The following is a 12738-nucleotide window of genomic DNA, read 5'->3' as shown; positions in this document are numbered from 1 at the left end:
TATGAAACATCTCAAGCCGATCAACAACAAAGCCCAGAAGCTGGAACAGGCCTCCGCCGAAAACCGCATCGAAGAAGTGGTGGCGATGAACTCCGTGGCCGGTTGCGCCTCGACCACCGACCCGGGCTGGGAAATCGACGCCTTCGGTGGCGTGTCCTCGCTGTGCCAGCCGATGGAAGCCGACCTCTATGGCTGCTCCGACCCTTGCTGGTGGCCGGCCCAGGTGCCGGACATGATGAGCACCTACCCCGACTGGAACAAGGACGCCCAGGCCTCCAACGACAACTGGCGCAACCTCGGCACCGTCTTCCCCAAAGACAAGTAACCGGACAGCACAAGGATTCCAGCATGCGAGCTATCACAGTGTGCGGCCTGGCCGCCGGCGCGGTTCTCAGCGCCTGTTCCATCACCGCGTTGGCTGATGAGGGCCTGGCCCTCAACAGCGGTCACGAATACATGGTGACCACCAACTACCCGAACAACCTGCACGTCCTCGACCTGGCCAGCGACAGCCTGTACAAGACCTGCCAACTGCCCGACGCCTTCGGCCCGGGCACGGTACAGCTGTCGCCGGACCGCAAGATCGCCTATGTGTTGAACAACCATTACGCCGATGTCTACGGCGTTGAGCTTGACAGCTGCAAACAGGTGTTCCACGCCAGCATCACCCAGCAGCCGGGGGAGAAGGCCCGCTCGATGTTTGCCTTCACCGTCAGCCACGACGGCAAGGAGCTGTACACCGTGGCCAACCCGACCCAGATGCTCAACGACCGCTACGAGGTCAAGCAGCCACGACTGGATGTCTACGCCACCGACGCCGGGATGAACGCCAAGCCGCTGCGCAGCTTCCCCGCGCCGCGCCAGCTGACCATCATGCAGAGCGGCGACGACGGCACCCTGTATGTGGCCGGCGCCGATGTGTACAAGGTCAACGTACAGACCGGCAAGTTCGATGTGCTGATCCCCAGTCGGCACTGGAAACGCGTCAACTACAGCGCCCCCGACGTGCTCTACGTGTGGAACCAGCAGACCTTCCGCCATGACTTCTCGCTGCTCTACACCGCCGCCAAGTTCAAGGACAAGAAGCAGGACCCGGCCACCGCGGACTACCTCTACGGGCTGTTCAGCGTCGACCTGAAAACCGGCAAGACCGAAACCACCGACTTCGGCCCGCTGACCGAAATCTACTTCAGCGGCATGCGCTCGCCCAAGGACCCGAACCTGATGTTCGGCGTGCTCAACCGCCTGGCCAAGTACGACATCAAGCAGAAGAAGCTGATCCAGGCGGCGACCCTCGATCACTCCTACTACTGCATTTCATTCAACAAGGCGGGGAGCAAGATCTACCTGGCGGGGACCTTCAACGACGTGGCGATTTTCGACGCCGACAGCATGAAGCAGATCGGCAGCATCAAGCTGCCGGGCGGTGACATGGCGATCACCACGGCGCAGATCTTCGTCCGCTAGACCCGCCCACTTGGCGCCGGCGTGGCGCTGATGAGGTCCAGGCGTTGCGCGACCGGCAACCCCCTGGACCCCATCAGCGCCACGCCGGTTTTTGCTTGAGCGGCTAGAGCCCCGGCACCGGGCAGCTCAGGTCGCCTTCTTCGCACTTGAGGTAGGTCTTGAAGGCCTTGACCCGGTCCTTGGTCAGGGCCGTGGTGCAGTTGCTGTGGATCAGCGGGTAGACACTGCCGCCCTCGACCCCGGAGGCGGCGAAGTCGCACTCGGCATCGCGAAACGCCACCCAGGCGCGTTGCGTGGTGACCAGCAGCTTCTTGGTCTGCGGCTGGTCCTTGAGGCGCTGGTTGATCTGCTGGTACAAGCTGTTGAGTTCCTGGTCGGCGGCCTTGAACTGCTTGCCGGCGCATTGGTTCATGTCGAGTTGGGTGGTGGCGTTGTCACACTCGTCGGCCTGGGCCAGGGGCGCCAGCAGCAGCGGGGCGAGCAACAGCAGGAAGCGTGGGTGCATGGCAGGTCTCTTGATTCGAGCAGGGTGGGGTTACGGCTGGCGTTGAGCCTGGACGGTCTGCGCAGCCTGGAGCAGGGCATCGGCCGTGGCCTGGATCTCATCGCCCATGTGCAGCTTGGCCAGCCAGCCTTCGGGGATGCCCTGGGCACCGTAATGGGCCCCGGCCAACTGGCCGACGATGGCGGCGGTGGTATCGGCGTCGTCCCCCAGGTTACTGGCGGCCAGCACCGCGGCGGCAAAGCTGTCGGTGTGCTGGAAGCACCACAGCGCGGCCTCCAGGGACGCCACCGAGTAACCGCTGCCGACGATCTGTTCGCGGGTTTTGTCCAGGTACTGGCCCTGGGCAATGGCCACGACCTTGGGCTGGCTGAAACTCGATTCCGGCACGTGACGCAGCTGCGCCTTGCTCGCGCCGGCCAGAGCCAGGGCGATCAGTTGCGCAAACAGCTGGCAGCATTCCACGGCTTCGGGCGCAGCGTGGGTGGTGCGCGAACTGCTGGCGGCGAATTCGGCGATGCGCGCCTCATCGGGGAAGTAGAACAGCACCACCGGCGCCAGGCGCATCAGTGAGCCGTTGCCGGCGCTATAGGGATCGGTGGAGCCGGAAAACGGATCGCCGCTGGCCTGGAACCGGGCCAGGGCCTCGCGCACGGTCATGCCGATATCGAAGCAGTCGCCGGTGGAACTCAGGTAGCCCCATTGCCACCAGTTGAGGTAGCGGCCCATCTGGTCGGCGGCATTGAACCCGCCCTTGTTCAGCAGGCTTTCGGCCAGGCACAGGGCCATGGAGGTGTCGTCGGTCCATTGCCCGGGCTTGAGGTTGAACGGGCCGCCGCCGGTCATGTCGGTGACTTCCGGGAACGAGCCGCGCGGCTTGAATTCCACGGTGGTGCCGAGCGCATCGCCGCAGGCCAGGCCGAGCAGGCTGCCGCGGTAGCGATCTGAAAGCGTAAGGGGCATGGGTCATCCTTGTTGAAGGCCGGGTACGGGGGCGACCTTAGCATTTTTCCCGGGTGATCCGCGCTGCGGCTCGGCGCAGGCCGACGAGGCTATTGCCTCGCTTTGGACATTGGACTAAATTGCGACGCATTCTCAATTACGTGCGCAGCGCTCATGCCTCCGGTCGCTTCCGATTGTTCCGCTCATCAACCCATTGCCGTGCTCTACGGCGATCACCATGGCTGGCTGGTGGGCTGGTTGCGCGCGCGCCTGGGCTGTTCGCAGCAGGCGGCGGACCTGGCCCAGGACACCTTTGTCCGCCTGTTGCTGGCTGACCCGCAAAAGAGCGTGGGCAGCCCGTTGAAGGAGCCGCGGCACTTTCTGGTGACGGTCGCCAAGCGCGTGATGATCGACAGCTTTCGCCGCCGTGCCCTGGAGCAGGCCTATTTGCAGGCCCTGGCGGAACAACCCCCGGGGCTGGAGATTTCCCCCGAGGAGCGTTGGCTGCTGATCGAGACCCTGCAGCGCCTGGACGCCATGCTCGACGGCCTGGGGCGCAAGGCGAAGCGGGCGTTCCTGCTCTCGCAATTGCAGGGCCTGCCCTACAAGGACATTGCCGAAGAGTTGCAGGTGTCGGTCAGTTCGGTGACCAAGTACATCGCCAAGGCCACCGAACACTGCCTGTTTTTTGCCCTGGATAATCAATGAAGGCCCAGGATCCGCAGCGCCAGGCCTTGAGCGCGGCCGCCCACTGGGTCGCGCGGCTGGCCGCAGTGCCGGGTGATGTCGAGCTGCAACAGGCGTTCCGCGCCTGGCTCCAGAAGAGCCCGCAGCACCAGTGGGCCTGGCAGCAGGTGGAGCAGTTGCAGGCGCAGTTGAACGGTTTGCCGGCGAGCCTGGCCTGCAACGTCATGGACAAGGCCGCGGCGCTCCCGCTGCTGGATCGGCGCAGCCTGCTCAAGGGACTGGTGCTGGCCGTGGGCGCCGGTGGCCTGGGTTGGTCCGGCTATCGCCAGGCACCGTTGTGGATGGCCGACCAGCGCACGGCGGTCGGTGAGCGGCGCAGCCTGCAACTGGCCGATGGCACACGGCTGATCCTCAATACCGACAGCGCGGTGGATATCGTCTACCGCGCCGAGTTGCGCCTGCTGGTGTTGCGCGCGGGGGAGATCCTGGTGGAGACGGCCAAGGACGCCCGGCCCTTTATCGTGCGCAGCGCCCAAGGCGAAATGCGGGCCCTGGGCACGCGTTTCAGTGTGCGCCAGAGCCCCGGCTTCACCTCCCTTAGCGTGTTGCAGCATGGCGTGGCGGTGCGTCCGGGTCACGGCCTGGCCGAAACGGTGGTCATGGCCGGGCAGACCGTCGGCTTTGATGCCGAACAACTGCTCACCCGCAGCGCCCTGGAACCCGATGCGGGCGAGTGGGCCCGGGGCCGGCTGTTGATCGACGGCTGGCGCCTGGAGCGCCTGGTCGACGAGTTGCAGCGTTATCGCGGCGGCTACCTGGGCTGCGCGCCGCAGGTGGCGGATCTGCGGGTCTCGGGGGCATTCCCCCTGGACGATATCGACCAGGCGCTGGAGGCGATTGCCCAGGCGCTGCCGGTGCAGATCGTGCGCCACACCCGCTACTGGACACGCCTCGTCGCGGCCTGATGCACCCTGTCAGCGCCCCCTGAAAAAAAATGCCACGGCCATTGTCGATTGGCCAAGGCTCGCTCGACTCCCTCCTGCAAGACCTTCACCTTTGAACCGAATCTTCAGGAGTCAGCATGCGCGCAGGGCCATACACAGCGGTGGATAAACGGCACTTTTCCAGCAGCAGGAAACCCTTGGTCATGGCGCTGCTCGGGGCTTCCCTGGCCTTGCACTACGGGGTGCTGCAACCCTTGCTCGACCCTGCGTCCCAGGCCCGCGCGGCCAGCCAGCAGAAAACCTATGCCATTGGCGCCGGCCCTCTGGGCGCGGTGCTCAGCCGCTTTGCCGGGGACTCGGGCGTGGTCCTGTCATTCGATGCCGGGCTCACGGCGGGCAAGAGCAGCCGGGGCTTGAGCGGTACTTTCAGTGTCGAACAGGGGTTTGCCAGCTTGCTCGCCGGCAGCTCGCTGGCGGTGGTGATCAACCCCAATGGCAGTTATGGGTTGGTGCCCGTTGGCGAGGGTTCGGTGCTGAACCTGGGCGCGACGTCGGTCACCGCCCAGGCCCTGGGGCTGACCACCGAGGGCAGCGGGTCCTACACCACCGGTGCCACCAGTACGGCGACCAAGCTGCCGCTGTCCCTGCGCGAGACCCCGCAATCGGTGAGCGTGATCACTCGCCAACTGATGGACGACCAGCACCTGTCCACCCTCAACGAGGTCCTGAGTTTTACCCCAGGGATCAGCAGCAATCACCGCGACAGCGAGCGCTACACCTTTTACTCGCGCGGCTTTCAGATCCAGAACTTCCAGTACGACGGGATTCCGGCGCAGATCGCCAACGAGTCCCAGCAATTCACCTCGGCACTGTCGGACATGGCGATCTATGACCGTGTCGAAGTGCTGCGCGGCGCCACCGGCCTGATGAGTGGGGCGGGGACTCCGTCCGCCACCATCAACCTGGTGCACAAGCGCCCGACCAAGGACTTCCAGGGGTATGTCTCCGGCGAGGCCGGGGCGTGGGACAAGTACCGTTCGGAAGTCGACGTGTCCGGCCCCTTGACGGACACCGGCAACGTGCGCGGGCGCTTTGTGGCGGCCTATCAGAAACAGAACTCGTTCATCGACTGGTACAAGCAGGAGAAGCGCGTGCTGTATGGCGCACTGGACATCGACCTGAACGAAGACACGGTGCTGCGCACCAGCCTGGACTACCAGAACAACAACGCCGATGGCACCAGTTATGGGCATATCCCGTTGTTCTACAGCACCGGCCAGCAAACCAATTTCTCCCGCTCGTTCAACCCGGCCGGCCGCTGGAGCTTTCTCGACAACACCAGCTACAACTTCACCAGCATGCTCGATCACAAACTCGGCAACGACTGGAATCTGAAGGCCTCGTACAGCCATCAGTACGCTTACCGCAAAGGCGAGGGTTCGTCGGCCAGCGCCTCCAACCCGGACCCGCTGACTGGCGCCGGTGCCTTTGCCTTTATCAGTCGCCTGGACAGCTACCAGACCCAGGACACGCTGGACCTCTATGCTTCCGGCCCGTTCACCCTGGGCGGTCGCGAGCATGAGCTGGTGGTGGGCGGTAGCACTTCGCGCACGCACTTGAATTTTCCCGATTACACCAGCGTCGGACCCGACGGCGACTACCGCCCGGTGGACAATATTTTCGAGCTCGATGGACGCGAGTTCAGTCGTCCCAAGTTCATCAAGAATGCCGAGGGCGTTACCCGCCTGAAACAGACCGGCCTCTATACCGCGCTGCATTTGAAGCCCTTCGACCCGCTGTCGATCACCCTCGGCACGCGCGTCAGTTGGTGGCACCAGGAAGACATGACGCGCAACGAGGCGTCGGGGGTGGAAACCGTCGACAACACCAAGAAAAGTGCGGTGCTGACCCCGTACGCCGGTATCGTCTATGACCTCAACGACCGTTACTCGGTGTACGCCAGCTACACCAACATCTTTTTGCCGCAGACCTACTACAAGACGGCGGCCAACACCTCCCTCGATCCGCTGCAGGGCGATAACTACGAAATCGGCATCAAGGGCGAGTTCTTCGATGGTGGGCTCAATGCCAGTGTGGCGCTGTTTGACGTCGAGCAGAAAAACAGCCCCGAGTACGTCGGTGACAACCTGCAAACCAACAAGCCGATCTACCGGGCCATCAGCGGCACGTCGACCCGGGGGCTGGAGGCCGAGGTTTCCGGCGAAGTGGCGAGTGGCTGGAATCTGTTCGGCGGCTATACCTACCGCGAATCCCATGACAAGAACGGCGAGCGGGTGCAGGCCAACCAGCCGATCAACCTGTTCAAGCTAGGCACCACCTACCGTCTGCCGGGTAACCTGAGCCGCTTGACCGTGGGCGGCAACCTGACCTGGCAAAGCGAGTCCTTTGCCACCCGGGAGATTTCAGGAACCACCTACAAGGCCTATCAAGACCCCTATGCAGTGGTCGGTTTGCTGGCCCGGTACCAGGTCGACGAGCATCTTTCGCTGGGCCTGAACCTGAACAACCTGTTCGACCAGAAGTATTACGACGGCCTGGGCACCTTCAACTCGGGCTCCTATGGCGAACCGCGCAATGCGATGGTCAACGCCAAGTGGAGCTTCTGATCCTTTGCGATGAGTGGTGGGGCTAACGCAACTCATTGGTTGCGTTTGGCCCAAGGCCGACTAGTGTTCAGTGCTGGAGGTGACTCATGAATTCATCTGATCGCATTGAACGAAAAATCCTGCTCAAGGCGCCCCGGGCCAAGGTCTGGACTGCGTTGACCGATGCCCAGGCCTTTGGCAACTGGTTCGGCGTGGCCCTGCAAGGCCAGCGTTTTGTCACCGGCCAGCGCGCCACGGGGCAGATCACCTACCCCGGCTACGAGTACCTGGTCTGGGATGTACTGATCGAGCAACTGCTGCCCGAAGAGGTGTTTGCCTTCAGCTGGCACCCCTATGCGGTGGACACCCACCTCGACTATTCCGGCGAGCCCACCACCCTGGTGCGCTTCGAACTCGAAGACATGGACGGCGGCACCTTGCTGCGGGTGGCGGAGTCGGGCTTCGACGGAATCCCGGCGCAGCGCCGGCTCAAGGCGTTTCGCATGAACAGCCGGGGGTGGGATGTGCAAATGAGCAACATCGAGACTTACCTTGGTGCAGCCTGAACCCACCCTCACCGGCGTTGCGGCCCTGGACCGCTCGGCGCTGATCTTCGCCGCACTGGGCGACGAGACCCGTTTGCGGCTCGTCGTCATTCTGTGCGCCGGCGAGCCCCAATCCATTACCCAATTGACCCTCGGCACCGCCATCACCCGCCAGGCTGTGACCAAACACTTGCAGGTGCTGGCCCAGGCCGGCCTGGTGCGCGATGCCAAGCTGGGGCGCGAGCGCCTGTGGGCGCTGGAGCTGACCCAGTTGGCCGCGGCCCGGCACTCCCTGGAACTGATCAGCCGGCAATGGGATTCGGCTTTGGGTAATCTGGCGTCCTTTACCGAGCGCTGACGGGAACCCGATGTTCGAGCCTTACCTGAGTCGCTGGCAGTTGCTGCCGGACGGCGAACCGATCATGACCCATGGCAGCCGCCTGCTGCCGGTACGCCGTGGCGCAGTGCCGGCGATGTTGAAAATTGCCCTCGATGACGATGAAGCCATCGGCAACCAACTGATGGCCTGGTGGGCCGGCGCGGGCGCGGCCCCGGTCCTGGCCCAGGAGGGCGCGGCGCTGCTGATGGCGCGGGCCGAGGGCGGGCGTTCGTTGCTGGACCTGGCCCGGCACGGCGAGGACGACCAGGCGAGCCGTCTGGCCTGCGCCTGCCTTGCGCGTCTGCATGCGCCCAGGCCCGGGCCGTCGCCCTCGTTGTTGTCCCTGGCGCGCTGGTTCCAGGCGCTGCGCCCGGCGGCCGCGCGCGAAGGCGGGGTGCTGCTGGAAAGCCTTGCCGCCGCCGATGCATTGCTGGCCGACCCGCGTGACGAGGTGGTGCTGCACGGCGATGCCCACCACGAGAATATTCTCGACTTTGGCGAACACGGCTGGCTGGCCATCGACCCGAAACGGGTGCGGGGCGAGCGCGGGTTTGATTTCGCCAACCTGATCTGCAACCCGCAACTGCCGACGGCCACCGATCCGGCGCGCTTTACCCGGCAGGTCGCGGTGATTGCCGAGGCCGCCGACCTGCCGCGCCAGCGCCTGTTGCAGTGGGTGCTGGCTTACAGCGGCCTGTCGGCGGCCTGGTTTCTGGAGGACCGGAATCAGGCGGGCGCCGGGCACCAGCGTCAGGTGGCGCGCCTGGCGGCTGAGGCACTGGCGCAGTCCTAAGGGTTTACGGAAGCCGCCCTATGGCGAATGGCTTACACGCGCTGCCCGTGATGTCGTCTATTGCCCCTTGAGGTTTGTGTTTAATCTTCACTCCATCAACTGCAGCGCAGGAAGCGCTCAGGATCAAGGATGATCGACCATTTGCAAGGACGCTACCGACAGGGAGTCGACATGGTCTTGGGAAAACCCGCTTCGGCGGGTTTTTTTATGCCCGGGGAAAACTCAGGCCACGGTGCTTAACGCACCGACCGGCTACAGCTCGGTTACCGCATCGCGCACTTTGTGCAGCGCCTGCTCCAGTGCCTCCAGGCTGATGGAGCCCAAAGCCACCCGCAACGCCTGCGGCACATGGGCGGTGGTGGCGAAGGGCTCGGCCGAGGTCACCCGTACGCCCTGGCGTTCCAGCTGGCTGACCACGTTGTCGGCGCGCAGGCCCTGGGCGAGCCTCAGCCAGAGGTAGTAGGACGCTGGGTGGGCACTCAGCTCGCAGCCCTTGAGCACCCGTCGTGCCAGGCGTTGCCGGCGACGAGCGTCGGCGCGCTTTTGTTCCTCCAGGCTGTCCACCAGCCCCGATTCGATCCAGTGACAACCCAGGGCCACGGTCAGCGCCGGGGTGCTCCAGGTCGAGAGTCGAATCGCCTGTTCCAGGGCCGGGATCATCTCCAGCGGCGCCACGATAAACCCCAGGCGCAGGCCCGAAGCGACGCTTTTCGACAGCCCGGAGATGTACAGCGTGCGCTCCGGGGCCAGGGTTTGCAGGGGCTTGGGCGCCGGTTCCGCGAGAAAGGCATAGGCGCCGTCTTCGATAATCAGCAGGTCATGCTGGCGGGCCAGTTGCGCCAGGCGCAGCCGGTCGGCCTGGGGCATCACCGTGCCCAGTGGGTTGTGCATGGTCGGCATGCAATACAGGGCCCGCACCGGGCGCCGCTGGCACAGCGCTTCGAGCGCATCCAGGTCCATCTGGCCGTCCCGTTGCGGCAGTGCCTCCAGGTCCAGGCGGTGGAACTGGGCCAGGGTTTTCAGGCCGGGGTAGGTCAGGGCGTCGAGTGCCAGGACATCCCCCGGTTGTAGCAGCGCCATCACGCTCACCGCCAGCCCCTGCTGGGCACCGTTGACGATCAGCACCTGCTCGCCGGGCACGCGGATGGCGCGGTTGCGCAGGTGGCGGGCAGCGGTTTGCCGTTCATGGGGCCGTCCGCCCTGGGGTGGCGAATGCAGCAGGGCGTCGAGGTCGCCCGACGCGGCGATGGCCCGCAGGCCGTCACGCAACAGGTGCGCCTGGCCGGGCAGGGCGGGGTAGTTGAAGGTCAGGTCCACCGCGCTGCTGCGCGGCGGGTGCTGCTCCAGGCCCATGCCCCGGGGCAGGCTGCTGTCGCGCACAAAAGTGCCGCGTCCGGGCTCGCCCACCACCAGGCCGATGGCCTCCAGCTCGTTGTAGACCCGCAGCGCAGTGGCCAGCGCCACCTGCTCCTGGGCCATCAGCGCACGCAGGGTCGGCAGCTGGGTGCCGGGGGCCAGCTCGCCACTGCGGATGCGAGTGGCCAGGTGGTCGACGATGCGTTTGTAGCGGATTCGGCTCATGCAGGGTGGTCCCGTGTATCTAGATCAATTTTTTGTTTGTATCAGATCGGCGCTCTAATCTAGCGCCTTTTCCACAGGAGTGCTGCGCTGATGATGGACCTGGCGACCCTTTCGATCTTCGTCGGCACGGTGCTGCTGTTGCTGCTGTCGCCTGGGCCGAACATGGCCTTTGTGCTCAGTCACGGTCTGGCCTACGGCTGGCGCGGCGGCGTGGCCTGCGGGCTGGGGATTGGCGCGGCGGACGTGCTGCTGACCCTGTTGACCGCCACCGGAGTGACGGCGCTGGTGGCGGGTTGGCCGCCGGCGTTCGACCTGATCCGCTACGCCGGCGTCGCCTACCTGCTGTGGCTCGCCTACCAGGCCGTGCAGGCCCGTGGGCCGAAGCGCCTGCGACAAGTGGCACGGGTGCCGTTGCCCACGGTGTGGGTTCGGGCGCTGCTCAACAGCCTGCTGAACCCCAAGGCGCTGCTGTTTTTCATGGTGTTCCTGCCGCAGTTCGTGCGGCCCGGGAGCGGTCCGATCGCCTTGCAGCTACTGGTCCTGGGCCTGGTGCTGACCCTGGTCAGCGTGGTGTTTCACACCCTGCTCGGGGTGTTCGGCAGTGCCCTGAGCCATGGGCTTGGCGCTAGGCCGGGGCTGGCCCGGATCCAGCCCTGGCTGCTGGCGGCGGTGCTGTTGCTGCTGGCAGCGCGCCTGGCGCTGATGACAAGTCCCCTCTGATGCACTTTGCCAATGGAGTTCAGCATGTATATCGCCGCTTTTATCTATAAACCCGGGCAGCAGGATCAGGAGTTCCAACGCCTGAGTGCCATCATCGACGAGATCGCCAACAGCCTGCCGGGGTTCGTCGGCGCCCAGTCGTGGACTTCGGCTGACGGGCAGTTGGTCAATGCCAGTTATTACTGGGAAGACGAGGCGTCGATCCAGGCCTTTGCCCGGCACCCGACGCACCTTGAAGCCAAGCGCCAGTACCGCCAGTGGTACGCCGGCTATCAGGTGCTGATCTGCAAGGTGGAACGTGCCTACGGTGACGGGCAGATCACCCAGTTGGTGGCCAATAACCGGCAGGGGCCGGTAGTTCGGGCTGCACCGCAGTCGGTAAAAGCCTGAAATCGCTGCGCTGGGTGTGGTGAAATAGGCGGCTTTTTTTCAGCCAGGGATCAGCATGACGCCGCTTGAACCAAGGGTTTCCAATGGAGTGGATACATCCGCAGTCAGCCGCAGGCCGAGCCTGTCACGTGTTTGGCGCCTGGCGTGGCTGGGCGTTGCGCTGTGCCTGGCGTCACCCGCCGCCCTGGCTCTGGGCGTTAGCGCCCACTGCACCGGGCCCAAATGCCCGACCCTGGGCGATGGGCTGCTGTTTATGGTCAAGGCCTTTGTGGCGCTGAACGTGGCCGGTGCGCTGTGGCTGATCGGCCGCGACCTGCTGGGCCTGTGGCGGCGCCGGCGTCACCCCCGGGCCAGCAAGCCGGCCGATCCCGCCGCACCTGACTCGCCGGCTGATTGAGTCGCAGGGTCTAGCGCCGCAGCCTTTGCGCCGCACGCTGGGTCACGGCGCTGCGCACCTGGAATGACTCGGCCACCAATTGCCGGGCCTCGGCCAGCACGGCGGCGGGCGCAGTGCTGGGGCTGCCGGCGTTGAAGGGCGGGGCCGGAGCGTATTCCAGTTGCAGTTGCACCAGTTGCGCGCGGGCCTCGCCGTAGAGTTCAGCGGCCAGGGCCAGGGCGAAATCGATGCCGGCGGTGATGCCGCCACCGGTCAGCAGGTTGCCGTCGCGTACCACCCGGTCCTGCACCGCAGTCGCCCCCAGCGGCGCCAGCAGTTCGTGGTAGGCCCAGTGGGTGGTGGCGCGTTTGCCCTGCAACAGGCCGGCGGCCCCCAGCACCAGCGAGCCGGTGCAGACCGAGGTGATGTAGCGCGCACCTGCGGCCTGGCGGCGGATAAAGTCCAGGGTCTGTTCGTCCTCCATCAGCGGGCCGACCCCGGCGCCACCGGGAATGCAGATCACATCCAGGGCCGGGCAGTCGTCGAACGTGGTGGTGGGCAGCAGCACCAGGCCGGTGCTGGCGGTGACCGGTTCCAGGTCCTTCCAGATCAGGTGCACCTTCACGTCCGGCAGCGACGCCAGCACATCGTAGGGGCCGGTGAGGTCCAGTTGCTGAACCTTGGGAAACAATAGAAAACCGATCTGCAGCGTCATCGCGTCTCTCCTGGGGCAATCTTCGGGGTCACCCGAAACGGGTGGACGGCCTCACTCTATTCCCCTAGGCTTTGGCGCATCCGCCAAGATG

15 protein-coding genes are annotated in these 12738 nt (G+C 65.1%); 11 read left to right on the top strand and 4 right to left on the bottom strand.

All coding sequences use genetic code 11. From position 1 onward, the window contains the following. The first annotated feature begins 1 nt into the window (after position 1). Both qhpC and peaD read left to right on the top strand, forming a co-directional pair. Positions 2-325: a quinohemoprotein amine dehydrogenase subunit gamma gene (gene qhpC / locus AC19YX_RS28655; protein ID WP_500607612.1), complete on the top strand. Its 324-nt coding sequence runs from the start codon at positions 2-4 to the stop codon at positions 323-325. 23 nt (positions 326-348) lie between these two features. After that, the gene (gene peaD, locus AC19YX_RS28650) at positions 349-1467 is read left to right on the top strand and encodes a quinohemoprotein amine dehydrogenase subunit beta (protein WP_500607611.1); all 1119 of its coding nucleotides are present in this window, start codon (positions 349-351) and stop codon (positions 1465-1467) included. Positions 1468-1570: 103 nt separating this feature from the next. Here peaD and AC19YX_RS28645 read toward each other — a convergent pair whose 3' ends face one another. Further along, positions 1571-1972 (bottom strand): lysozyme inhibitor LprI family protein, encoded by a 402-nt coding sequence (locus tag AC19YX_RS28645; RefSeq protein ID WP_500607610.1) that lies wholly within the window; start codon positions 1970-1972, stop codon positions 1571-1573. Between the two features lie 30 nt (positions 1973-2002). Beyond that, entirely contained in the window at positions 2003-2932 is a 930-nt protein-coding gene (locus AC19YX_RS28640; protein ID WP_500607609.1) for an ADP-ribosylglycohydrolase family protein, read from the bottom strand. 153 nt (positions 2933-3085) lie between these two features. Here AC19YX_RS28640 and AC19YX_RS28635 point away from each other — a divergent pair, with 153 nt between their 5' ends. The 6 genes from AC19YX_RS28635 (at position 3086) to AC19YX_RS28610 (ending at position 8865) form a co-directional block, all read left to right on the top strand. After that, positions 3086-3619 (top strand): sigma-70 family RNA polymerase sigma factor, encoded by a 534-nt coding sequence (locus tag AC19YX_RS28635; protein WP_421549601.1) that lies wholly within the window; start codon positions 3086-3088, stop codon positions 3617-3619. Beyond that, entirely contained in the window at positions 3616-4563 is a 948-nt protein-coding gene (locus tag AC19YX_RS28630) for a FecR domain-containing protein (RefSeq protein WP_500607608.1), read from the top strand. The genes AC19YX_RS28635 and AC19YX_RS28630 overlap by 4 nt, the downstream gene beginning before the upstream one ends. A 116-nt stretch (positions 4564-4679) precedes the next feature. Continuing rightward, positions 4680-7169: a TonB-dependent siderophore receptor gene (locus AC19YX_RS28625; protein WP_500607607.1), complete on the top strand. Its 2490-nt coding sequence runs from the start codon at positions 4680-4682 to the stop codon at positions 7167-7169. 86 nt (positions 7170-7255) lie between these two features. Further along, a complete protein-coding gene (locus AC19YX_RS28620; RefSeq protein ID WP_500607606.1) occupies positions 7256-7714 on the top strand; it encodes an SRPBCC family protein in 459 nt (152 codons plus the stop codon). Beyond that, positions 7704-8051, top strand: coding sequence for an ArsR/SmtB family transcription factor (locus tag AC19YX_RS28615; RefSeq protein WP_238596246.1), 348 nt, complete (start codon positions 7704-7706; stop codon positions 8049-8051). The genes AC19YX_RS28620 and AC19YX_RS28615 overlap by 11 nt, the downstream gene beginning before the upstream one ends. 10 nt (positions 8052-8061) lie before the next feature. Beyond that, complete coding sequence (locus tag AC19YX_RS28610; RefSeq protein WP_500607605.1) at positions 8062-8865, top strand: aminoglycoside phosphotransferase family protein; 804 nt, start codon at positions 8062-8064, stop codon at positions 8863-8865. A gap of 252 nt (positions 8866-9117) precedes the next feature. Here AC19YX_RS28610 and AC19YX_RS28605 read toward each other — a convergent pair whose 3' ends face one another. Further along, complete coding sequence (locus AC19YX_RS28605) at positions 9118-10446, bottom strand: aminotransferase-like domain-containing protein (protein WP_421549605.1); 1329 nt, start codon at positions 10444-10446, stop codon at positions 9118-9120. A 90-nt stretch (positions 10447-10536) separates the two neighbouring features. Between AC19YX_RS28605 and AC19YX_RS28600 the strand changes: the two genes are divergently transcribed. From AC19YX_RS28600 to AC19YX_RS28590, 3 genes are all read left to right on the top strand, one after another. Then, complete coding sequence (locus AC19YX_RS28600; protein WP_500607604.1) at positions 10537-11166, top strand: LysE family translocator; 630 nt, start codon at positions 10537-10539, stop codon at positions 11164-11166. Between the two features lie 24 nt (positions 11167-11190). Beyond that, positions 11191-11556, top strand: a complete 366-nt coding sequence (locus tag AC19YX_RS28595) for an antibiotic biosynthesis monooxygenase family protein (RefSeq protein WP_078473856.1) — start codon at positions 11191-11193, stop codon at positions 11554-11556. 88 nt (positions 11557-11644) lie between these two features. Next, entirely contained in the window at positions 11645-11953 is a 309-nt protein-coding gene (locus tag AC19YX_RS28590; protein WP_078473855.1) for a hypothetical protein, read from the top strand. A gap of 10 nt (positions 11954-11963) precedes the next feature. Here the strand turns inward: AC19YX_RS28590 and inhA are convergent, their stop codons facing one another. Beyond that, positions 11964-12647 carry an isonitrile hydratase gene (gene inhA / locus AC19YX_RS28585; protein ID WP_500607603.1) on the bottom strand — a complete coding sequence of 228 codons (684 nt, stop codon included), beginning with the start codon at positions 12645-12647 and terminating at the stop codon, positions 11964-11966. Between the last annotated feature and the right edge of the window lie 91 nt (positions 12648-12738).

It is taken from the genome of Pseudomonas sp. MF09150 (assembly GCF_059862355.1).
Note: the sequence above shows the minus strand (reverse complement) of the source record. Positions and strands in the feature narration are given on the sequence as shown.

What these genes read in the sequence shown, in the direction of transcription:
- qhpC (WP_500607612.1), top strand. Translation starts at nt 2, where the DNA reads ATGAAACATCTCAAGCCGATCAACAACAAAGCCCAGAAGCTGGAACAG.
- peaD (WP_500607611.1), top strand. Translation starts at nt 349, where the DNA reads ATGCGAGCTATCACAGTGTGCGGCCTGGCCGCCGGCGCGGTTCTCAGC.
- AC19YX_RS28645 (WP_500607610.1), bottom strand. Translation starts at nt 1,972, where the DNA reads ATGCACCCACGCTTCCTGCTGTTGCTCGCCCCGCTGCTGCTGGCGCCC.
- AC19YX_RS28640 (WP_500607609.1), bottom strand. Translation starts at nt 2,932, where the DNA reads ATGCCCCTTACGCTTTCAGATCGCTACCGCGGCAGCCTGCTCGGCCTG.
- AC19YX_RS28635 (WP_421549601.1), top strand. Translation starts at nt 3,086, where the DNA reads ATGCCTCCGGTCGCTTCCGATTGTTCCGCTCATCAACCCATTGCCGTG.
- AC19YX_RS28630 (WP_500607608.1), top strand. Translation starts at nt 3,616, where the DNA reads ATGAAGGCCCAGGATCCGCAGCGCCAGGCCTTGAGCGCGGCCGCCCAC.
- AC19YX_RS28625 (WP_500607607.1), top strand. Translation starts at nt 4,680, where the DNA reads ATGCGCGCAGGGCCATACACAGCGGTGGATAAACGGCACTTTTCCAGC.
- AC19YX_RS28620 (WP_500607606.1), top strand. Translation starts at nt 7,256, where the DNA reads ATGAATTCATCTGATCGCATTGAACGAAAAATCCTGCTCAAGGCGCCC.
- AC19YX_RS28610 (WP_500607605.1), top strand. Translation starts at nt 8,062, where the DNA reads ATGTTCGAGCCTTACCTGAGTCGCTGGCAGTTGCTGCCGGACGGCGAA.
- AC19YX_RS28605 (WP_421549605.1), bottom strand. Translation starts at nt 10,446, where the DNA reads ATGAGCCGAATCCGCTACAAACGCATCGTCGACCACCTGGCCACTCGC.
- AC19YX_RS28600 (WP_500607604.1), top strand. Translation starts at nt 10,537, where the DNA reads ATGATGGACCTGGCGACCCTTTCGATCTTCGTCGGCACGGTGCTGCTG.
- AC19YX_RS28595 (WP_078473856.1), top strand. Translation starts at nt 11,191, where the DNA reads ATGTATATCGCCGCTTTTATCTATAAACCCGGGCAGCAGGATCAGGAG.
- inhA (WP_500607603.1), bottom strand. Translation starts at nt 12,647, where the DNA reads ATGACGCTGCAGATCGGTTTTCTATTGTTTCCCAAGGTTCAGCAACTG.